We start from the raw sequence: 20,474 nt of genomic DNA, 5'->3' as shown, positions 1-20,474 counted from the left end.
GCGTCAGTCCTTGCTGTCTCCGCCGGACGACTTGCTGTCTCCACCGGACGAATCGCTGGACGACTTGCTGTCGGACTTGCGGTCCTTCGAAGACCCGGTATCGCTCGAGTCGTCGGCCTTGCGGTGCTTGCCGCCCGTGCTCGTGGAGGGGGCGGCCTCGCTGCGATCGTCGTTGTCGTCGTCGGTGGCAGTGTCGTCGTCGTTGTCGGTGGCAGCGTCTTCGCTGTCGGCAGCGGCAGTGTCGTCGCTGTCGGCCTGATCCTCGGCGGCCTCGTCAGCGTCCTCGCTGTCGACGTCCGACACCTCATCGGTCTCGTCCTCGTCCGCGTCCTGGACGGACGCGAACTTCTGCTTCAACGCGTCGGTGGCCTTGTCCACGACCGAGAGTGGGGACTCGACAGGGGAGTCCACCGCCTCGGATTCCAGCGTCTCGCCTGCGGAAGTCTGATCGGCGGCCACCTCAGCGGTGTCGGAGTCCGGTGCGCTCGAGGCGGCCAGGGTGGAAACGTCGACCATTTCGGGTCCGTCGGCGACGACGGCATTGGACGCGGCGAGCAGAACCGTCTGGTCGTCGGCGCCCGACTCCTCGACCTCCTCTTCCGGGGCCGGCAGGAAGTACTTGAAGAACTGCTCGATCTCGCGGACGGCGACCCAGTCGGGCAGATGGCCGGTGACCTGGAGTGCGGCCCCGAAATTCGCTACGGCAGTGACGATCTCGTACCACGTGACGGTCTTGATGCCCGTCGGCTCGGCGACCAGCGAGTCCCAGACCGACTGGATGGGCTCGGCCGGGTCCAGCTTCACCGTCTGTTCGGACCACTCTGTCTCCTGACCGTCGATCGGGTTGATGACGGTGGGGAAGGTGTAGCCGTCCTCGCTGTAGAACTCGCTCATCGGGACCTTGAACATCCTGTCGAGCATCCCGGGCAGGTCCTCGCACTCGTAGGCGCAACCCGCATACATCGGGAAGTTCGCCGTGACCCACCAGTCCAAGTGCGTCCCCCACGGCTGGGAGAACGCCGGGAACGGGATGAGGGTGTTGATCATCTCCCGGAACATGGCGGGATTGGCGGGATCCCAGCCCCAGACGTTGTTCGGGTGGGAGTCGTTCCAGCTCCCGCTGATCACCATGGCGCTGGCGAGTCGATCCAGCGCTGCGACCATGTTGGCCGGTGCGCTGAGGGCGTGCTCGATCATGTTGATCGGCACGTACGCCAGCGACGACGCGGTCAGGCTGACGTCCTGCTCGACCACCCGGGCGGCGGTCTGTGCCGGCGGCTCGATGGGCGCGACGGCGATGACGCTGGCTCCCACCAGGGCCACGCCGGTTGTGATGACCGGTTTCACAGCTACTCGCATGACATCCATCTCTTCAGGCAGTTACTTCGAATGACCGCATGACCATACCCTGTCCCACACGGCGGAGCCCGCCGGTTCGGCAAACATTCACAATTCGCCGCCCGCGGACCGACAGCGAACCGTGGTCACCGGCCGCGCCGACGGTCCGACCAGCGTCAGGACCACCCGACCGCATGTCGCCAGTCTCGCCGAAAGGGTGGTGGAGGGCGACGCATAAATTGACGCTCGCGCGAAATATGCTGCCATCGGCGGGTTTCCGGCGTCATACCGGCACTGAGCAGCATCAAGCCCCTCGAGTTCGCGGAGCGAACACCGACGCGACCGCCGCCCGCACGCTGCAGTCGCCCTCCGGTCAGCGGACCGAGGACTGCACGTTACGGCGCGTCGACGCCGGATTCGAGCAACCGCGGGACGGGACGGGCCCCGTTGTCGGGCCGGTCGTCCGTCGGGGGAGGGGCGCCGCCATCGGCAAACCGCCCGGCGAGCACTCAGAGCTTCCTGAGTCCGCGCAGAACCGCGTTGTACGGCATCGTCGCCGCCATGCCCTTGCGCAGTTTGGGGTTCAGTTGGCTGCCGTTGATGACGAGCAGATATCGCAGTCCGTGGTCGCGCCACTCGGCCACCTGGTCGAGGACCTCGTCGGCCGTCCCGTGGAAGCAGATCTCCTTCATCAGCGACGCCGGCACGCGAGCGGTGTAGGACAGCGCGGTCTGCTGGTCGATCATCTGCGGCACCAGGTCCTGCACGCCCGAGAAGTCAGACCCGAGGGGATGCTCGACCCCGTGCCGCGCCCACGCCTCCGCGGGCGCCGCCAGGGCGACGGACTTGACGATCACCGAGTCCAGCGCCTCGTCGACGTCGTCGCGGGTGCGACCGGTGACCACCGTGCGGTTGACCGCCGGGGTGATCGACATCGGGTCCCGGCCGTTGTCGGAGGCGGCGGTGCGCACCCCTTCGAGCGCCCGCGCATAGTCGGCCGGTCGCGAGATCACGAAGGGCACCCAGCCGTCGGCATAGCGTCCGGTGGCCCGCAGCATCCTGGGCCCGTGGGCGGCGACCCAGATCTCGGGCCACTTGCCCTTGTACGGCGGAAGATCGAACACCGCGTGCCGCATCGGGAAGTACGCCGACTCGCGTGTCACCGGTTCGCCACCGGACTCCCACAGCGCCCGGATGGTCGCGAGCGCTTCGACGAACCTCGCCACCGGTTTGGACCATTCCACCCCGTAAGGCTCGTTGCCCTCCCTCTCCCCGACGCCGATGCCGAGGATCGCCCGGCCACGGGTGAGCAGGTGCAGCGTCGCTGCGGCCTGCGCGGTCACCACGGGATGGCGGCGGCTGGCGTCGGTCACACAGACCCCGAAGCGCAACCGGCGCAGGCGGTTGCGTGCGGCGAGATGGCCCAACATGGTCCACGGTTCCAGGATGGCGTCGACCTTGGGGACCAACCGGGAGGCGGGGCCGAGGTGCTCAGGGGTGGCGATGGAGCGTGGCACCAGTGAGTTGATGTGGTCGCCCACCCAGAACGAATCGGCGCCGGTGGCTCTGGCGGTCAGCATCGCCGCGGACGGCAACAGCGTCGGTGAGACCCGGGTGTTCACGATCCCGTCGAGCAGTCCGAAACGGAATCTGGGCGCAGCAGACCGCGCACGGAAAGTCATGGTACGGACGGTACTACCGCCGGGCATCGGCAACTCGGATGGTAGGTTTGACCGGCTCGTTCCCCGCTCGGGGACCCTCCATCGAAAAGGCGCCGAACCTGTCATGTCACCTGCTGCGCTCGAGGTGATCGACAAGGGCTCGACCAGCCCGGCACATCCGGTCCCGCTGCTGTTCGTCCACGGGGCGTGGCACGCCGCGTGGTGCTGGGACGAACATTTCCTGGACTTCTTCGCCGACAGAGGCTACCGCGCGGTGGCGCCCAGCCTGCAGGGCCACGGCAACAGCGCCGCCACCAAGCCGTTGCGCGCGCTGTCGATCGCCGATTACGTCAGCGACGTCTGCGCGGTGGCTGAGAGTCTGCCCACGCCTCCGGTGGTGATCGGTCACTCGATGGGCGGGTTCGTCGTCCAGAAGTTCCTGGAATCCCGCGACATCCCCGCCGGGGTGCTGATGGCGTCGGCACCCCCGAAGGGCTACCTCGGTTCCGGTCTGCGTTGGTTGCGCCGCCACCCCTGGCACTTTCTGAAGCTCTCCGCATCCGGACGGTCGTTGGCCTACGTCAGCACGTCCTCGCTGGCGCGGGAGCGGTTCTTCTCCCCGCACACCCCCGACGATTTGGTGACGTCCTACGCTGCGCGATTGCAGGAGGAGAGCGCACGGTCCGGCGTCGACGGTCTCATTGCGCTGCCACGTCCCAAACGGGTGCGTGCCCCGCTTCTCGTCCTGGGGGCTGGTCACGACGGTGCGGTGACCGCCGCGGAGGTGCGTGCGACCGCCCGCGCCTACGGCACGGAACCGGAATTCTTCCCTGACCTGGGCCACAACATGATGCTCGAACCCGGCTGGCAGGTTGTGGCCGAACGCATCCATGCGTGGCTCGGCGACCGCGGCTTCTGATTCCACCGTGATTCCACCGTCGACCGGTGTGGTGCCGCTGCGACGGGTGTTAACACTGGTGACCGCTCCGCCGATAGGTAATTGACGCCGCCAGCAAAAGCATCTGCGGAGCGGAAGGGGTTGCGGAGCATGTTGCTGGCGCCGGCTGGGGCGCGGTGCTGCCCACGGCCCCGTCGCGGGCTCGAGCGCGTTCGTCACCGGTGCGTCACCTGCCGTTGGCCTTGATTAGCTGTGACGCACCCAGGTGCAAGATTGTCCTGCAAAACACTCGTGAAATCGCATGTCACGTGAATTGCCTGCGATGCGGCAGACCCCCCGCGGCAACGCCGGGGCCACTGATGTCTCGGCGCGCGACGGCACGGGAATTCTGGCAGGCTGGACAGTAATTGTGGTTTTCTCTGAGAGTTAGCGGCAGTCGTGGAGTTTTCCCACAGCAATTCCTTGCGTTCGTCAGGAATGTGATAATCTCCGCACACTCATTGCCGTGACCGGATCGTCATCACATTGCAACCAGCTGGAAGGCTTGCACATGCACTCAGCGCTTCGTCCGTACGTGACTACGGGCATCGCACTTGTCGGGACGGGTGCCATCGCCCTCGCCCCCCTCGCGCCGCCGACGCAGGTCCAGGGCACGCCCACAATGAGCAAGCAGGTCACCCAGCCGGTCACGCTGTCGGCCAAGGTGATCACCATCAACCCGTCGCCAGACGCGGTGAACATGGAAGATCAACTGGGCGGCAGCTACTGCCCCGACGCGACCACCTGCGTCGAGCTCGAATACCTGCCGATCTGGAGCTCACCCGGACAGTTCCAGTTCGGCGTTGACGCGCTCAAGGAGGCGCTGGCCAGCTACCCCGGTGAGGACATCACCATCTTCGGTTTCAGCGAGGGTGCGGTTGTCGCCTCACAGTGGCTCGCAGCCCACTTGGAGGACCCAGTTGCCTATCCGGCACCGGAGAACCTGACCTTCGTCGTCATCGGCAATCCGACCCGGAAATACGGGGGCTCCGGCGTGCCGTGGGGCCAGCAGTGGCCGGAGGACAGCGGCTTCAACGTCATCGACGTGATGAACCAGTACGACCCGACGGGCGACATGCCGACCAACCCCTTCAATGTGCTGGCCGTGCTCAACGCCACCATGGGGTTCTTCACCAACCACCTCGGCAACGGCTACACCGACGTCGACATCAACGATCCCGCCAACAGCACCTGGGAAGAGGGCGGCATCGAGTATGTCTTCGCCCCGAGCCCGAAGCTGCCGCTGCTCGACCCGCTGTACCGGCTCGGTCTGGATGATCTCGCCGACGAGCTCGACGCGCCGTTGCGCTATATCATCGAGCAGGGCTACAACCGTGACCCCCGGATCACGCTTCCGGACTACGACCCCGGACCGTCGCCCTTCAATATCCCGATCAACCTCGTCGAGATGTTCGCCAACGTTCCCGCGAACATGGTCGCTGGGACCAACCGCTTCGCCAACGCGATGCGGGTCAGCGAAAGTTGGTGGGTCTACTCACCGGTCAACGTGCTGGGCTGGGATCCGCCCAACAGGGAGATGACCCGGGCGTTCGTCGATTTCCTGCTGCCCATCCCGTCGCTGTCCACCCCGATCGGCATCGCCGCCGACTACTGGGCGCGGGCGAACCTGCCGATGAACGAGGGGTGCACGGGCACCGGCCGCGGCCAGTGTGACGACCCCAGCGCACTCACCAATCAGATGTTCAAGGTGATGCTCTGGGACCTGTACAGCCCGGACGGCTTCACCTTCGAAGGCCCCATCACCCCGGAGTTCAACCCGGTCAGCGAGAACGAATGGTATTGGGGCCAGGAACTGGGCGAGGACGGCGAACCTGTGCCGTGGTACGGGGAGACCGTCTACCTCGAGCCGTTCGCGGAGCTCACCTCGTTCTGGGAGTACCTGAACGCGCCACCGGAGGGCATCGAGACCCCGTCGCTGAGCGATCACCTGAACGCGGCCGTGAACCTGTTCGAGGCATTGATGGTCACCTGGTACCCGTTCGTGCCGAAGAGTCAGATCTGGAACCCGAACGAGACGTTCTTCGCCTACCTGGTCCGGCCGTTCGCCAAGGTCCTGTGCCCGGACTGCAACGAGGTCGATCCGTTCATGCCGGCCGACTGGAAGGTCGGCGACGACATCCCGAAGGGTGCCTACATCCCGCCGTCGGTCAAGGATCAGTACGACGCGGACGGCAACTACATCGGCGAGCCCATCGAGGGCGCCGAGGATGCGCCCGAGTCGCAGTCGATCCTGGCGTCGCTGTTCACCTCTGACGAGGCCGAGGCCACGGAGGAGACCACCGAGGAAACCACCGAAACCGAGACCGACGAGGCAACCGATGTCGTCTCGACCGCGGTGCAGAACCTGCGCGAGAAGTTCGAGCAGGCTCCGGCCGCAGAAGAGGAGACGCCGGCTTCCGAGGACGTGACCGAGGACGTGACCGAGGATGTCACTGACGAGGCTCCGGCCGACGAGGACGTCACCGACGAGGCCCCGGCCGACGAGGACGTGACCGACGAGGACGTCACCGACGAGGACGCCGACGCCGACGCCGACGCCGAGGAGCAGAGCGACGGCAAGACCGACAGCGGTGCGTCCGCCGAGGACAAGGACGCCAACGACGAAGCGTCCGAGGCCAAGGACGATGCGAAGGACTCCGGTGAGACCGGCGGCAAGCATCGCAAGAGCGACGACAGCGACTCCAAGAAGTCCGAGAGCAAATCGGAGAGCAAGTCCGAGAGCAAATCCGACAGCGGGTCCGGCAGCGACAAGAAGAGCTCGGCGAGCAGCAATTCGGGCGGCGGATCCGATGACTGAGAAGGCCCGTAGTATCGCCCCGTGACTACGGAGCAGTATGACGCCGTCATCGTCGGCGCAGGATTCGGTGGGATGGGTGCGGCCATCCAGCTCAACCGGCTGGGCTACCAGAACATCGCCATCCTCGACCGCGAGGACGACCTCGGTGGAACGTGGCACGTCAACCGTTACCCAGGCCTGACGGTTGACGTCCCGTCCACGACGTACTCCTACCGGTTCGAACCCAACCCGTACTGGTCTCGGCTGTACGCACCGGGCGCCGAACTGAAGACCTACGCCGAGCACGTCGCCGACAAGTACGACCTGCGGCGTTACATGCGTTTCAACACCGTCGTCGATGGCGCGCGGTGGGATGAGGAAGCCCAGGTGTGGGTGGTGACGCTCTCCGGCGGCCATACGCTGCGCACCCAGTTCCTGATTCTGGCCACCGGCTACCTGTGCCAGCCCAAAAAGCCCGACATCGACGGGATCGACAGCTTCGCCGGCACCGTGCTGCACGCCCAGGAGTGGGACGATTCGTATTCGTTGAAGGGCAAGAGGGCGGCGATCATCGGCACCGGTTCGACCGGTGTGCAGCTCATTCCGAAGCTGGCCGACGAGGTGGCGGAGCTGACCGTCTACCAGCGCACGCCGATCTGGGTGATGCCCAAACTCGACTTCGGGTTCGGCCCCACAGCGCAGCGTCTGTTCGCGAAATTCCCTGCGACGCAACGGGTTCTGCGAGTGTCCAGCGACCTGTTCATGGACATCATGGTGACGCTGGCGATGTGGCGATTCCGTCAGTTCCGCCCGGTGAACCGGATCGCAGCCACCATCGGCCGGCTGCACCGCTTCCTGGCGATCCGCGACAAGGGATTGCGCCGCAAGCTGACGCCGGGATACGACTTCGGGTGCAAGCGCCCGACCCTGTCGAACGTGTACTACCGCACGTTCAACAAGTCGCACGTGCATCTGGAGACCGCAGGCATCGAACGCATCGAGCCGGACGGCATCGTGGGCAAGGACGGCTCCAAACGTCCCATCGACACCTTGGTGTTGGCGACGGGATTCGACGTCTGGGAATCCAATCTGCCTGCCATCGAGGTGGTCGGCAGAGAGGGCCGCAATCTCGGAAAGTGGTGGCGGGAGAACAAGTTCCAGGCCTATGAAGGTCTGACGGTGCCACTGTTCCCGAACCTGCTCACCCAGGCCAGCCCATACGCATGGGTGGGCATGTCCTGGTTCGACACCGTCGAGTACCAGATGCGCCACATGGACCGGTTGTTCAGTGAACTGCAGCGCACCGGCGCCCGCACCTTCGAGGTCACCGATGAAGCGAACGCACGATTCCTGGAGCGGATGCTGACCCTGCTCGACGACTCGGTGTTCGTCCTGGGCAACTGCGCGAACTCACGGTCGTACTGGTTCAACGGCACCGGGGAAGCGCCGCTGTTCCGGCCGACCACGGTGCGCCAGGCGGTCAAGGAGCAGGAGCGCTTCCCGCTGAGCGACTACGCGATAGCCTGATCTGACGCGAGATCGCGGGCACGCGCATCCACATTTCACTCGAGCACCAGCATGAAGGGGTGACGACATGGCAACGGCCACCACGGAGCCAGTGCGGCTGCCGCCGGGCCCGCGGGTCCCGAAGCTGATCCAGGGCGCCGCGGTGCTGGCGCTGCGCTACGGTTCGATCGCCGCGCTCGGCCGCCGCTACGGTTCCACGTTCACCCTGCAACTGCCCGTCTTCGGGGAGACCGTGGTGATCAGCGATCCGGTGCTGGTGAAGGATCTTTTCAGCACCAGCCGGGAGTTGGTCGGCCGGCCGCAGAACAACCTGGGCGGTGATGTCCTCGGCCCGGGCTCGATCTTCAACCTCGAAGGGGACGAGCTGCTCGCTCGGCGCAAGCTGCTGCTGCCACCGTTCAATGGCAAAAGCATGCGTGGCTACGAGACGATCACCGAGCAGGAAGTGCTCGGGGAGATGCAGTCGTGGCCCGAAGGGGTCGAGTTCGAGACGCTCGAACCGATGATGCGGATCACGCTGAACACCATCTTGCGTGCCGTGTTCGGCGCCAAGGGTGACGAACTCGACGAGCTGCGGGTGCTCATCCCGGCCGCCGTCGAGTTCGGCTCCAAGATCGCGCTGTTGCCCTCCCTCGTGCGGCGCGACTTCGGGCCGTGGAGCCCCGGCGGGAAGTTCGCGCAGTACCGCAGCCGGATGGACGAGGTGTGCAGATCGTTGATCGCCGATGCCCGGTCGGATCCGAATTTCACCGAGCGCGGCGACGTGTTGTCGCTGCTGTTGCAGGCCCGGTACGACGACGGCTCCTCGATCCCGGATCCCTACGTCGTCGACGAGTTGCTCACGATGCTGGTGGCCGGGCACGAGACGACCTCGACCCAGCTGGCCTGGACCATCGAGCGCATTCGCAGGCACCCCGATCTGCTCCGCAGGCTGACCGAGGAGGTCGACGGGGGCGGATCCGAACTGATGCAGGCGACGATTGCCGAATCACAACGGACCCGGCCCGTGCTGACCGCTGCCCTTCGTCGGGCGAGAACACGAATCCGCCTGGGGGAGTGGGTGATTCCCGAAGGGGATACCATCATGGCCAGCACCCAGCTGGCGATGGCCGCCGCGGAGAGCTTCCCCGACCCGGAAGTGTTCGATCCCGACCGATTTGTCGGCAAACCGCCGAACCCGTTCGCCTGGATACCGTTCGGCGGCGGCATGATGCGGTGCATCGGCGCCTCGTTCGCCACGATGGAGATGGACATCACGCTGCGCACGATGCTGCGTGAGTTCCGGCTCGAACCCACTGACGAGCCCGACGAGAAGCCGCACAGCCGGGGCGTCACGGTGACCCCGGGGCGCGGCGGACGCGCGGTGGTGCACCGGCGCAAGCATGGCGGCCCGCAGCAGAACGACTCGGTGTCAGTGGCCGAGAGCAACGGCTAGAACCGGTACTGCAGGATCCTGGCCTTGCGGGCGATCGCCGGGATCCGGTGCGCCAGTCGGCTGGCCAACCGTAGGCCCGAGGGGAACAGTGCGGCCTCCGGCCGCTGCATGGCGCTCGCCTCCTCGGCGAGCGTGAGGTCCCGGTTCCACAGTTCGGGTCGGCGGGCGTCCTTGAACCCCGGGAAGTTCCACTGCCGGTGCGGCGAATTCGCCTTGCTCGAGGTGGTGAGCCTGCCCATCAGCTGGTTGATCCTGCCTACCGGCCCGTAGTCGTTGAACGCGATCACCCCCGTCCCGAAGTGTTCGGTGGCCCGCCGCAACAGGCTGATCACCTGCGGTTCCTCCAGGAACGCGAACAGTCCGTCGGCGAACAGCATCGTCGGTCGATCCGCCGGGATACCGTCGACCCAGCCGGGTTCGAGCAACGACACCGCGACGGACCGAGCACGGTCACGGGACGGCAGGAGTGACTCGCGCAAGGTGACCATGCGGGGAAGATCAACACTGAACCAATCGACGCCCGGCGGTGGGTCGACGCGGTAAACCGCACTGCTCAACCCGGCACCGAGATCGACCACCACCGCTCCGGGGTTCTCGGCGACAAATGCGCGGATGCGCTCGTCGAGCATCTTCGCCCGCAGCGCCACCAGGGCTACCACACTGGCTGTGGCGCCCAGGCCGGCGAAGTCGAACTCGATCTTGTCGACTGTGGCAGCGGCAAGCGCGTCACCGAGGATGGGGTGTGCCGCGCGGCTGTCGAGCGCACGCGCGTACTCGGTGAGCAGCGCGGTCTGTTCGATGGGTTCGAGGCCACTGACATCCATTCCGCCAGCAAAGCACATGGCTCACGGCACCGCTCACCGGGGTTTGATTCGCCGTCGACGGAGGCAAACTCGCTGTCGCCGAGTGCTATTCGTCAGAGTTTCCCGAGTCCTTGGAGGCTGAGTCGGTCGACTCGCTGCCGCTGGAGGACTGCGAGTCCTGACTCGACGACTTGGACGGTGAATCATCCGACGAGGCCTTCGACCTCGACACCTTCCTCGACGGCTCGTCGTCTTCGCTGGATTCGGGCTCCGAATCGGCTTCGGTCGACGGCTCCACGTCCACGTCAGCGTTCTCGTCCACGGCCTCGTCGACGCTTTGCTCGGAGTCGGTATCCGCGGCCGGCTCCTCCACGACGTCGTCGATCTCAACAGCTGCGTCCACGTCGATCACATCCGAGGACTCTTCCTCGTCGGTGGGCAGGGACTCGTCAGCGACGCCGGCCTCCGCGGTGAGCGCACTGCGCTGCGTGCTGGTAGCCATCAGCGCTGCCTCCGGCTCCGGCTCCGGTTCGGGTTCCGGGGCGGGGAGCCCGGGCGCGTCGGGCAGGTAATACCGGTCGTATGCGCGGTCGACGATCTCCTTGAGTGGACCGTTGAGTGCGTCGGCCAACGCGGTGAGCCCGAGCAGGCGCAGCGGCCTCAGCAGCGGGAGATGCTCGGTCGGCACGAAGACGTAGGTGGTGTTTCCCTCTGTCCACACGTAGTTCGCCGGACTGTAGATGTCGACTTCCTCGTAGTCCTGGTGGGTGAACATGAAGCCCGCGCTGGTGTTCAGCATCGCCAACAGATTGAAAGGATTGTCAGGAAAATCCGAAGCTGCGTCGTACTCCCTGGAGACGTCGAGCACCTTGTAGTCCGTCTCGGGCATGGTGTCGTAGTTCCGATCGGCCCCACCGTATTTGCGCGTCGGATTGCCCATCAGCACGAAGCTCAACTGCTCGGGCGACGGAGCGCCCTCCTGTCCCGCGTTCTCCTCGAGCCAGAGCGAGGCCGCCCGCGCGCCCTCACTGTATGCGAAGACAATCTGCCGGCCGGTCGTGCCGTCGCCGAGGGCGTTGTTGATATTGGTGACACCGACTGACCTGCGCAGGTACGAGTAGACCACCTGCTGGCAGGTCCGCGGTGCCTCACACATCACTCCCTGGAGGTCGTCGTCATTTCCGCGCGGGATCAGGCTCAGCGTCAGCACGCGCGCCGGCCCCGGCGGCAACAGCTCGAACTCCGCCGCGTAGGCGGAGGGCACCGTGGCGCCCACCGCCACCCCCGCGAGTGGCACGCTCGCCACGGCTGCAGCGGCCAACCACTTCGCCAGGCTCTTCTTACCCTTGGCGCCCTCAGCTGCTGTGTTCATGCACACCCCCATGATTCTGCTCCCCGCTAGTTTGCTGCTGTTGTGAATCCTACGCCCGCATGAGGGTGTTGCAGTGCAAATGTATGGCCGGTGTTCCGCGTTTCTCGGAACCGAAGTCCACATCGAGGGCCGGTTGGGCATGCGGCATCGATACGGGAACCAAACGGACCGGCCGGTTTGCTAGCGGGGTATTGCGGCCTGGGCTACCGAATCCGGTCTGCCACGAACGACGTTGCCTGGTCGACCATTCCGTTCTTGATGTAGGAGAAATGTGCTGCGAAGTTCAACCCAGTGGAGCAGAACGGGTCATCGAGCCCACACAGGTCGATCGTTTTCGGACCGTAGGCGCTGCTCATTTCCGGCAGCGGGCCACCGCCGCGGATGTCGCGCAATGGGTTTCCGAAGACCGCGACCGCAGCCACGTGGTCGGCCAGATGTGGGGGCATCGGGGTCGGGGTGAACCGCCCGAGCGGGCGCGGGTCCACGGTGATCAGGTCGATGACCCCCGCCCCCTGGGAATTGCCCCCGAGAACGAGCTTCGTGTCCGGGCAGTTGTCCGCCATGTACTGCACCCGACCAGCTGCGTCCGCGGCGCCGGCAGGCGCCGAGGTGTCGAAATCGAAGCTTGCGGGATAGTTCACGCCGTAGGCGCCCACCGACGTGTTGGGGGCCTTGCCCCGCAGGGATTCGACGAACGCGTCCCCGAGCCACCCCAAGCCCGCCGGCGCGCCCGTACCGCGAGCCCAGATCACCTCGACCTCGGGGCAGGGGTCGGCCGACGCCGAGGGCAGCACGCTCACTGTGGGCAGTATCGCTGTCGCGGCCAGTAGGGCGCCGGCGATCACACCGGGAGTTCGTCGCACACGCATGTGTCCATGCTGACACACCTATCGATATTCGCCGGTCAGGATATGCGGCAGTGGAGTTCAGGCGATCGTGTAGTCGCTGAGCGGAAAGGTGTCGTTTTCCCGGTTCGTCTGGTTGGTCGATGCCGGACGCACCAGCGTCTCACCGGTCGGACTGAAGTAGTAGGACCGAGACCCCGCGCAATCACCGCGCCGGAACACCGTCTTCTCCAACAGGTGAGACATGCGGTCGCGGAAGCGCGCGTTGGCTTCCTCGGTCACCTCGAACGTCGTCGCGTTGCGGCGTTGCACTTCGCCGAACAATCGATCCATGTGGCGCATCTGATATTCCACCGTGTTGAAGAACGACAGCCCACTGGATGCGTATGGACCCGCGAGGCTCAGGAAGTTCGGGAATGAGGGGATCGACAGGCCCTGGTAGGCCTGGAACCCGTTGTCGCGCCACCACTTCCCGAGGTTTCGGGCATCACGACCGATGATCTCGATCGCCGGGATGTTGGCTTCCCACAGGTCGAAACCGGTGCACAGCACCAAGGTGTCGATCTGGGTCTTGGTCCCGTCGCACGCGACGATGCCGTCGGCCTCGACCCGTTCGATGCCCGAAGCCTGAAGGTGCACGTTCGGTTTGGTGAACGTCCGATAGTAGGAATTCGAGTACGTCGGCCGCTTGCACCCGAATTCGTACTCCGGAGTCAGCTTGGCGCGCAGCTCCTTGTCCCGGATCGACACGAAGCGAAGTGCCTGCGACACATAGGAGGCACCGGTGTTCAGCGACCGAAAGTACTTGAAGTTCAACACCGACAGGATCATCATCACTTCGAGGTTGATGTCGGAGGTGAACCGGAACGCGCGCTGGAGCAGAGGTAACCGGGCAAACAGCTTGCGCAACAGTGCCGGGATCGGGAAGTCGATCTTGGGCACGACGTGGATCGGCGTCCGCTGGTACACCGTCAGCTCCGCGGCGTCCTTGGTCAGCTGGGGGATCAGCTGCACCGCCGTGGCGCCCGTGCCGATCAGCCCGACCCGCTCTCCGGCGGCCGAGTAGCTATCGTCCCAGTCCATGCTGTGGACGATCCGGCCGGCGAACTCCTCGATACCCGGGATGTCGGGCTTGCGGGGCTGCGAGAGATATCCCGTGGCGGTGATCAGGAACCGAGAGGTCAGCGTTTCACCGTCGGACAACGCCACCAGCCACTGCTGAGCGTCGTCGTCCCAGCGTGCCCCGTCAACCGGGCTGTTGAAGCGCATGTGCCGTCGGAGGTCGTATTTGTCGGCGACGTGCTCGGCGTACGCCTTGAGCTCAGACCCGGGCGCGTAGAGCCGCGACCAGTACGGGTTCGCTTCGAACCAGTACGAGTAGGTGGGCGACGGGATGTCCACGGCAAGGCCGGGGTAGTGGTTCACGTGCCACGTTCCCCCCAGGTCGTCCTCGCGATCCAGGATCAGGATGTTCTGGTAGCCCATCTTCTTGAGCTGGATCGACGCACCCATTCCGCCGAAACCGGCGCCCACGACGATCACGTCGAACTGCGGTACACCCATGGGATAAACGCTACCTCACAGCAAATCGAGCAACATTGCCTGGATCTTAGGACGACGCGGCCGCCACCGCTCGGCGACGCCCGGTGACCTGACGCCGCGAAGCCCCGGCGCGGGGAGCCGGGGCTTCGTGGGTCTGTCGTGCAGAAATGCTACTCCGTGCTGTCCGAATCAGTCGATCCCGAGTCATCGGAGTCCGAATCATCGGAGTCCGAATCATCAGAGGACCCGGAACGCTTGACGTCCGTGTCGTCTTTGGCGTCGGTGGCCTCGGCCTCAGCAGCCTCAGCAGCCTCAGCGGCCTCAGCGGCATCCGCCTCAGCAGCGTCAGCCTCAGCCGCATCAGCTTCAGCAGCCTCAGCGTCGGCAGCCTCAGCGGCCTCCGCCTCAGCAGCGTCGGAATCGGCGGCGTCGGAATCGTCGACCTCGTCCACCTCGACCGCGGCTTCCTCCTTCACCGAAACCGCCTCGACGGTTGCCTCGACCGGCTCGCTGACTGCCGTCTCGGTCGACCCCTCAGCGACCGGGACAGAGGCTTCTTCGGATTCTTGGGCCTCCTCGACCTCTTCGACGGCCTCCGGAGCTGCGAGGGTCCGCAGCGCGGTGGTCTGAACGTCGTTACGGATGTAGGCCTTGTCGATCTTGGCCTTCAATTCGGCTTCCCGGGACGCGAGGAAGGGCAGCAGCTGCACCAGCGGCAGCTTGGCGGTGGGCACCAGGTAATGCGTGGTGACACCACCGAGCGAGTTCGTCGTCACCGTGATGTTCTCCTCCGGAACGGTGTCCAGATCGGTGAACATCATCGGCACGTGGACGAAGATCCCACCGGCGATCGCATTGAGCACGGCGGTGAAATTCCACCAGCGGTCCGGGAAGTCGGCCATTCCGTCGTACTCGCCGGTCACCACCGAGATGGCGTATGCCGTCTCCGGCGCCGGCTGGTAGGTGTAGTCGTAACGCGGGTTGTAGTTCGCGTCCTTGATCAGTTCCTGGCGGCTGGAGTCAGCGACCAGAATGAACCTGATCTCGTCCGCGCCCGGCGCCTCGGGATCAGCGGCCATCAGTCGCAGTACCTCGTTGACGACGAGCGAGCCGGCGGACAACCCGACGACGGTGACCTGCTCGCCTGGTGCCGCCAGTCTGTCGAGTGCGGCATCGATCTCGGTATTGAGGTTGGTGATGCCCACGTTGATCGACTGCCCCAGGGTCAGATCGCCACGCCCCGTGTAAGGCCCCGCCTCGGCAGGCCAATTGACGCTGACCCGCTCCTGGCCGTGCAGCTCGTCGCCGAGCAGTTGAGCCATGATCAGATCGTGCAAGGACGGTGTCGACAACCCGCCGACGACGAGCGCGGAGCTACTTGCCCACCCTCCGGTCGCGGTTGAAACAGCCAAGGCAGCAGAGGCGACGAGGGTGCCGCAGGCAACGCCCGCCCGGCGAATAGTAGTACGCATAGGAACTCCCCGATAGATACAAACGAAGTGGTTAGCCGTCATCGGCTGAACTGAGCATATTGCGTCCGAGAAGCCGGCGAGCAGCAAAACATCGACAATTCCAATTGACGCGAATTTGGCAAACTACCTTTATATTGCTGTAATTCATTCTTTATAACAACTCTACAATGGTAGAGTCGGGATAGCGCCTGGCTACGATTGAGTAACCTACGTCAGCGTAGGAATTCGAAACATTCGATGTCAGAGTGAATATAATCCTGAACTGACTTTTTGGTAAGAAACGCAGAGGCCTGGAATTACAATTATGTTATTCAGGTTTGGCAAGGGATTGCGCCGAAGATAACCGTTCGTTGCTGGCCGCCACCACGCAAAAAATAATTTATGGTACGTACCACGGGTAGCAGCACACCTTTACCAGCAGGCAACCACGGCCTGAACAAAGCGATCACAATGTGGACACTTGTCCGGAAAGAGATTCGCCCGATACCCGTGCGTAACTGACTCCGCGGTAAGAATCGGCGACGGCCCGGCAAACAACCTGCTGGGATGGTTCCGGTGCAGGTCACCGCCCGCGGTGTTTTCGCCCCGCCGGACTCGCCGACGCTTCGGCCCGATGGAACGGATTGTCGCGTCTCGCTGGATGGAACTTATTGGCGCCCAAAGTAATTCGACGCCGCTGCGGCAGAGGCCAGCACGGAAACAGGTAGGTAATCGACACTGCCTGCGAACGTGCAGTGAATCGATCTTGATAGCCACGGCGAGCCATCAGGCTCAAGCGGCGAGGATTTCGGTCATTAGGTGTTTGCTGTTCCGACACGCCGCTCGAGCAAACCTGAGGTAATGTGCCTCGGGTCGGGGAACCTGCAGTACTCGGACCACTCCGAGCAACGCTGCGTACGAGCGCGCGCCACACTTGGCAGCCGAGCGGCCGGCCTGTCCGCAGGGCCGGTCCGCCGAAGAAGGCGCGACAGCTCGCGACGAGGCGTGTCTCGAAGTGGTGACGGAACCGCCTCGCCGACAGTACGTATCGATCCGCGGATTCCCGCGTGACATGAGGAGAGCGCACGTGAAGCAGGTACTGAAGGGGGCTCTGGCCGCGGCGGCGTTGCCATTCGCCGCGTTGCCGCTCGCGCTCGGCGGCGGTGCACCGGCCGGGGCCGCCGTCCTGACACCCGAAGGTCCTGCGACCGTCCTGACACATGGACCGGCCCCGTGGGACATGCCTCAGTACCTCCAGGGGGCCGGCTGCGAGGCCCCGAGGAACTGTCAGGAAGTGCTGTACTGGTGGATCATCAGCACCACGACCTACGAGATCGGCGTCAACGAGAACCTCACGAATCTCGACTACGCCATCAATCGAGCCGACGGCCCGAAGATCGTGTACGCCTTCAGCGGTGGCGCCCGAATCGCGACGGCCTGGCTGACCGAACGGGCAGAAGACAGCGATGTCGCCGCAGACGACCTGTCATTCCTGCTCATCGGCAACGGGACTCGCAAATACGGCGGGGCCAGTACCTGGACCCTCGGGGACGCGATCACCGCGCCGCCGACCCGCTACGCCGTCATCGACGTAGCACGTGAATACGACCCGGTCGCCGATTTCCCGACCAACCCGTTCAACCTGCTGGCGACGGCCAACGCATTGGCCGCGTTCAACATCGTCCACATGAACTACCGTGACGTGGACCTCGACGACCCCGACAACTATGTCTGGACCGAGGGCAACACCACGTATGTATTTGTGCCCACCGACTACCTGCCGCTGCTGCAGCCGCTGCGCAACCTCGGTCTCCACGAACTGGCCGACCAGTGGGAGGCACCGTTGCGCGCGATCATCGACAGCGCCTACTCCCGGCCCTACCTGCCCGCGGAGCCACAGGGTGAAGAGGGCACGGATGCGGTGAAGTCGCTCTCCGACGAATCGTCGAGCACTGCCGTCACCACGTTGGAAATCGGCTCCGACGCCGCGGCTTCCAAGGTTTCCGACGAGTCCGATCAGGCGGGCGGCACGGTCGAGACGGGTGAGGCACCCGTCTCCGAGGAGCCGACACCCGAACCCACGGGGGGCGTTCCCGACGCCGAGTCCACTGACTCCGAGACCAGCGACGACGCCGAGTCCACTGACGCCGAGACCAGCGACGCCGAGTCCACTGACACCGAGACCAGCGACGCCGAGTCCACTGACACCGAGACCAGCGACGCCGACTCCGAGGCCAGCGACGCCGACTCCGCCGACACCGAGCAGGCAGGCGACACCGACGAGGCCTCGGACGACGCCCTCGAAGGGGGCGGCGAGGATTCCGCCGAATCCGACAAGCCCGCGGGTCCCAAGCACCGCGCGCCACTCAACGGCACCAAGAAGACGGCCGCAGGCAGCCGCACCGATTCCACCGGCGCCGACTCGAGCAGCGATGCCGGTGACAGCGATGCCGGCGCCTCGGATGACAAGTCCGACAAGGCCTCAGACAACGACACTTCCTCCTGAGGCAAACCCGCGCCCGGTGGCCCGACCGCTATCCTTCCCGGGTGGCAACCAACGACAAGTCCGCCCTGTCCGGGAAGGTCGCGTTCATCACCGGTGGCGCGTCGGGGATCGGCGCTGCTCTGACAGCCAAACTGGTCGAGGCGGGGGTAGAGGTGTGGATCGCCGACCGTCAGTTCGAGGTCGCCTCCCAACTCGCCCAGCGACTCGGCGGCAGCGCGGCGAGGGTGCACGCCGTCGAGCTGGATGTGCGGGACCCTGCCGCGTTCGAGGAGGCCGTCAAAGCGACCGTGCAGACCTCCGGGCGCATCGACTACCTGTTCAACAACGCCGGTATCGGCATCGGCGGTGAGGTCGACACCCTGACGCTCGATGACTGGAACGACATCATCGACGTGAATCTGCGGGGGGTCGTCCACGGCGTCTCGGCCGCGTACCCGATCATGATCGCGCAGGGCAGCGGTCACATCGTCAACACCGCGTCGATGGCGGGCCTGATCACTACGTCGGCGCAAGGCGGTTACTCCGCGACCAAGCACGCCGTCGTCGCCCTGTCCAAAACCATGCGTGTGGAGGCGGCCACCCACGGCGTGAAGGTCTCGGTGTTATGCCCCGGGGTGGTCCGCACTCCGATCCTGTCCGGCGGCGCATACGGCCGCAACAAGTCGGTCAGCCGCGAGGACCAGCTCAAACTGGGAGAGGCACTGCGGCCCATGGACCCGGGCGACTTCGCCGACCGGGCGCTGCGCGCGATTCGGCGCAATCAGGCGATCATCGTCGTGCCCCGGTGGTGGAAGGCACTGTGGTATCTGGAGCGGCTGTCGCCGGCGCTGTCGATGCGCACCGCAGGGGCCGCGCTGCGCCGCACCCGTCAGGTGCAGTCAGGCGTACCGCTTCGCTAACCGCCGCGCCTTCCGCGGGCTCAACGCCGTCCGTCGGAGGTCGCCGTCGTAATGGGCGAGCACCCGCCGGTCCATCACCCGCCGCCACAACGGCGGGATCAGCGCCACCACCACCATCGTCGCGTAGCCTGCGGGAAGTTGCGGGGCCTCCTCGGCGTGGCACAGCGCCTGGTACCGGCGCCGTGGGTTGGCATGGTGGTCGGAGTGCCGCTGCAGGTGGAACAGAAACACGTTGGAGATGATCGAGTTGCTGTTCCAGCTGTGCGAGGGACGCACGTGCTCGTAGCTGCCGTCCGACCGCTGCTCCCGCCGCAGCCCGTAGTGCTCGAGATAGTTGATCGTCTCCAGCAGGAAGATGCCGATCGCCGCCTGTCCGAGCAGCCAGGGCAGCACCTCGATGCCGAACCCCAGCACCAGCGCGGCGAACAGCGCGATCGTCATCAGCCAGGCATTGAGCGCGTCGTTGCGCAGCGTCCATGCGGATTTTCCGCCGCGCGCCAACCTGCGGTGTTCGAGCGCCAGCGCGGAGCGCAGGCTCCCCAGGATCGACCGATAGTGGAAGAAGTAGATGTTCTCACCCATCCGCGCGCTTGCCGGATCCTCGGGCGTGGCGACCCGGGCGTGGTGGCCCCGGTTGTGTTCGACGAAGAAGTGCCCGTAACCGGTCTGCGCGAGCGCCACCTTGCTGAGCCATCGCTCCGACTCCGCCCGTTGGTGGCCCATCTCGTGGGCGGCGTTGATCGCCACACCGCCGATGCCCCCGACGGTCAGCATCAGTCCGACCTTGTCGAGGCCGCTCAGGGCGACTCCGCCGCCACCGCTCCAGAACCAGCACGCGAGCAGCAGCGACAGGTACTGGGCAGGCAGGTAGAGGTAGATCGCCCACCGATAAAAACGGTCGTGTTCCAGCCAGGTCAACGCGCTGTCAGGCGGGTTCTCCGCATCGGGGCCGACGAGATAGTCCAGCGCCGGGATCACCAACAGCATCAGCGTGGGCCCGGACCACCAGAAGACTCCCCATCCGGTCACCGTGACCGCCAGCCACGACATCGGGACGAGGGTGGGGATGATCAGACCGAGCAGCCATACGTAGCGTTTCCGGTCACGCCAGCCGCGAGAAGCCACCACCGGCTGCCGCCCGGTACGGGTCTTGAACTGGTGTCGAGTCGGCATCGTTTTCTGCGCTACCCCTCTTAGCTGCCGCCACCTGGTCATCCCGGCCCCCACGCGACGAAATCGTATCGCTGTCATACCATCGGTGCACGTGACGGACAATACGGGCAGCGAAATCTGATCATATCGTGACGTTACACGTGGACTTGGAGCGGCCTGCAGCGGCTTGCTGGACGGCTGCTCAGCCC

At 65.3% G+C, this 20,474-nt stretch carries 14 protein-coding genes; 6 read left to right on the top strand and 8 right to left on the bottom strand.

Going from position 1 to position 20,474, the window contains the following annotated elements:
• Positions 1 to 3: 3 nt before the first annotated feature.
• Both BEMPMBAN_RS08560 and BEMPMBAN_RS08555 read right to left on the bottom strand, forming a co-directional pair.
• Positions 4 to 1,359 carry a hypothetical protein gene (locus tag BEMPMBAN_RS08560; RefSeq protein WP_200845919.1) on the bottom strand — a complete coding sequence of 452 codons (1,356 nt, stop codon included), beginning with the start codon at positions 1,357 to 1,359 and terminating at the stop codon, positions 4 to 6.
• Between the two features lie 488 nt (positions 1,360 to 1,847).
• The gene (locus BEMPMBAN_RS08555) at positions 1,848 to 2,918 is read right to left on the bottom strand and encodes an LLM class flavin-dependent oxidoreductase (RefSeq protein WP_425294951.1); all 1,071 of its coding nucleotides are present in this window, start codon (positions 2,916 to 2,918) and stop codon (positions 1,848 to 1,850) included.
• 205 nt (positions 2,919 to 3,123) lie between these two features.
• On the opposite strand from BEMPMBAN_RS08555, the gene BEMPMBAN_RS08550 reads away from it, so the two are divergent.
• From BEMPMBAN_RS08550 to BEMPMBAN_RS08535, 4 genes are all read left to right on the top strand, one after another.
• A complete protein-coding gene (locus BEMPMBAN_RS08550; RefSeq protein ID WP_159229936.1) occupies positions 3,124 to 3,918 on the top strand; it encodes an alpha/beta hydrolase in 795 nt (264 codons plus the stop codon).
• A gap of 553 nt (positions 3,919 to 4,471) precedes the next feature.
• Positions 4,472 to 6,754: a PE-PPE domain-containing protein gene (locus BEMPMBAN_RS08545; RefSeq protein WP_234897374.1), complete on the top strand. Its 2,283-nt coding sequence runs from the start codon at positions 4,472 to 4,474 to the stop codon at positions 6,752 to 6,754.
• Between the two features lie 21 nt (positions 6,755 to 6,775).
• The gene (locus BEMPMBAN_RS08540) at positions 6,776 to 8,260 is read left to right on the top strand and encodes a flavin-containing monooxygenase (RefSeq protein WP_159229934.1); all 1,485 of its coding nucleotides are present in this window, start codon (positions 6,776 to 6,778) and stop codon (positions 8,258 to 8,260) included.
• A 67-nt stretch (positions 8,261 to 8,327) separates the two neighbouring features.
• Complete coding sequence (locus tag BEMPMBAN_RS08535; RefSeq protein WP_159229933.1) at positions 8,328 to 9,695, top strand: cytochrome P450; 1,368 nt, start codon at positions 8,328 to 8,330, stop codon at positions 9,693 to 9,695.
• Here BEMPMBAN_RS08535 and BEMPMBAN_RS08530 read toward each other — a convergent pair.
• The 5 genes from BEMPMBAN_RS08530 to BEMPMBAN_RS08510 all read right to left on the bottom strand — a co-directional run bounded on the left by BEMPMBAN_RS08530 (position 9,692) and on the right by BEMPMBAN_RS08510 (position 15,579).
• On the bottom strand, positions 9,692 to 10,519 hold the full coding sequence (locus BEMPMBAN_RS08530) for a class I SAM-dependent methyltransferase (protein ID WP_234897373.1): 828 nt from the start codon (positions 10,517 to 10,519) through the stop codon (positions 9,692 to 9,694). The genes BEMPMBAN_RS08535 and BEMPMBAN_RS08530 overlap by 4 nt on opposite strands.
• Before the next feature lie 85 nt (positions 10,520 to 10,604).
• Positions 10,605 to 11,870: a PE-PPE domain-containing protein gene (locus tag BEMPMBAN_RS08525; protein WP_159229931.1), complete on the bottom strand. Its 1,266-nt coding sequence runs from the start codon at positions 11,868 to 11,870 to the stop codon at positions 10,605 to 10,607.
• A gap of 203 nt (positions 11,871 to 12,073) precedes the next feature.
• Positions 12,074 to 12,739, bottom strand: a complete 666-nt coding sequence (locus tag BEMPMBAN_RS08520; protein WP_159229930.1) for a cutinase family protein — start codon at positions 12,737 to 12,739, stop codon at positions 12,074 to 12,076.
• Positions 12,740 to 12,796: 57 nt separating this feature from the next.
• Positions 12,797 to 14,278 (bottom strand): flavin-containing monooxygenase, encoded by a 1,482-nt coding sequence (locus BEMPMBAN_RS08515; RefSeq protein WP_159229929.1) that lies wholly within the window; start codon positions 14,276 to 14,278, stop codon positions 12,797 to 12,799.
• A gap of 149 nt (positions 14,279 to 14,427) precedes the next feature.
• Positions 14,428 to 15,579, bottom strand: coding sequence for a PE-PPE domain-containing protein (locus tag BEMPMBAN_RS08510; protein ID WP_337761738.1), 1,152 nt, complete (start codon positions 15,577 to 15,579; stop codon positions 14,428 to 14,430).
• Between the two features lie 1,216 nt (positions 15,580 to 16,795).
• Here BEMPMBAN_RS08510 and BEMPMBAN_RS08505 point away from each other — a divergent pair.
• Positions 16,796 to 18,214, top strand: a complete 1,419-nt coding sequence (locus BEMPMBAN_RS08505) for a PE-PPE domain-containing protein (protein ID WP_234897372.1) — start codon at positions 16,796 to 16,798, stop codon at positions 18,212 to 18,214.
• Positions 18,215 to 18,255: 41 nt separating this feature from the next.
• Positions 18,256 to 19,113, top strand: coding sequence for an SDR family NAD(P)-dependent oxidoreductase (locus BEMPMBAN_RS08500; RefSeq protein ID WP_159229927.1), 858 nt, complete (start codon positions 18,256 to 18,258; stop codon positions 19,111 to 19,113).
• Here the strand turns inward: BEMPMBAN_RS08500 and BEMPMBAN_RS08495 are convergent.
• Positions 19,093 to 20,286: an alkane 1-monooxygenase gene (locus BEMPMBAN_RS08495; protein ID WP_159229926.1), complete on the bottom strand. Its 1,194-nt coding sequence runs from the start codon at positions 20,284 to 20,286 to the stop codon at positions 19,093 to 19,095. The two genes, BEMPMBAN_RS08500 and BEMPMBAN_RS08495, sit on opposite strands and share 21 nt — an antisense overlap.
• Positions 20,287 to 20,474: the final 188 nt, after the last annotated feature.

Source organism: Mycolicibacterium austroafricanum (assembly GCF_902705885.1).
In the GTDB taxonomy this organism is placed as follows: domain Bacteria; phylum Actinomycetota; class Actinomycetes; order Mycobacteriales; family Mycobacteriaceae; genus Mycobacterium; species Mycobacterium vanbaalenii_A.
The sequence above is the reverse complement of the archived record's forward strand: the minus strand, read 5'-3'. Positions and strand labels throughout refer to the sequence as shown.

Coding starts and splice junctions, on each gene's coding strand:
- BEMPMBAN_RS08510 (WP_337761738.1), bottom strand. CDS start 15,579: ATGGCTCAACTGCTCGGCGACGAGCTGCACGGCCAGGAGCGGGTCAGC.
- BEMPMBAN_RS08495 (WP_159229926.1), bottom strand. CDS start 20,286: ATGCCGACTCGACACCAGTTCAAGACCCGTACCGGGCGGCAGCCGGTG.
- BEMPMBAN_RS08535 (WP_159229933.1), top strand. CDS start 8,328: ATGGCAACGGCCACCACGGAGCCAGTGCGGCTGCCGCCGGGCCCGCGG.
- BEMPMBAN_RS08555 (WP_425294951.1), bottom strand. CDS start 2,918: ATGCTGACCGCCAGAGCCACCGGCGCCGATTCGTTCTGGGTGGGCGAC.
- BEMPMBAN_RS08515 (WP_159229929.1), bottom strand. CDS start 14,278: ATGGGTGTACCGCAGTTCGACGTGATCGTCGTGGGCGCCGGTTTCGGC.
- BEMPMBAN_RS08550 (WP_159229936.1), top strand. CDS start 3,124: ATGTCACCTGCTGCGCTCGAGGTGATCGACAAGGGCTCGACCAGCCCG.
- BEMPMBAN_RS08560 (WP_200845919.1), bottom strand. CDS start 1,359: ATGCGAGTAGCTGTGAAACCGGTCATCACAACCGGCGTGGCCCTGGTG.
- BEMPMBAN_RS08525 (WP_159229931.1), bottom strand. CDS start 11,870: ATGAACACAGCAGCTGAGGGCGCCAAGGGTAAGAAGAGCCTGGCGAAG.
- BEMPMBAN_RS08520 (WP_159229930.1), bottom strand. CDS start 12,739: ATGCGTGTGCGACGAACTCCCGGTGTGATCGCCGGCGCCCTACTGGCC.
- BEMPMBAN_RS08530 (WP_234897373.1), bottom strand. CDS start 10,519: ATGGATGTCAGTGGCCTCGAACCCATCGAACAGACCGCGCTGCTCACC.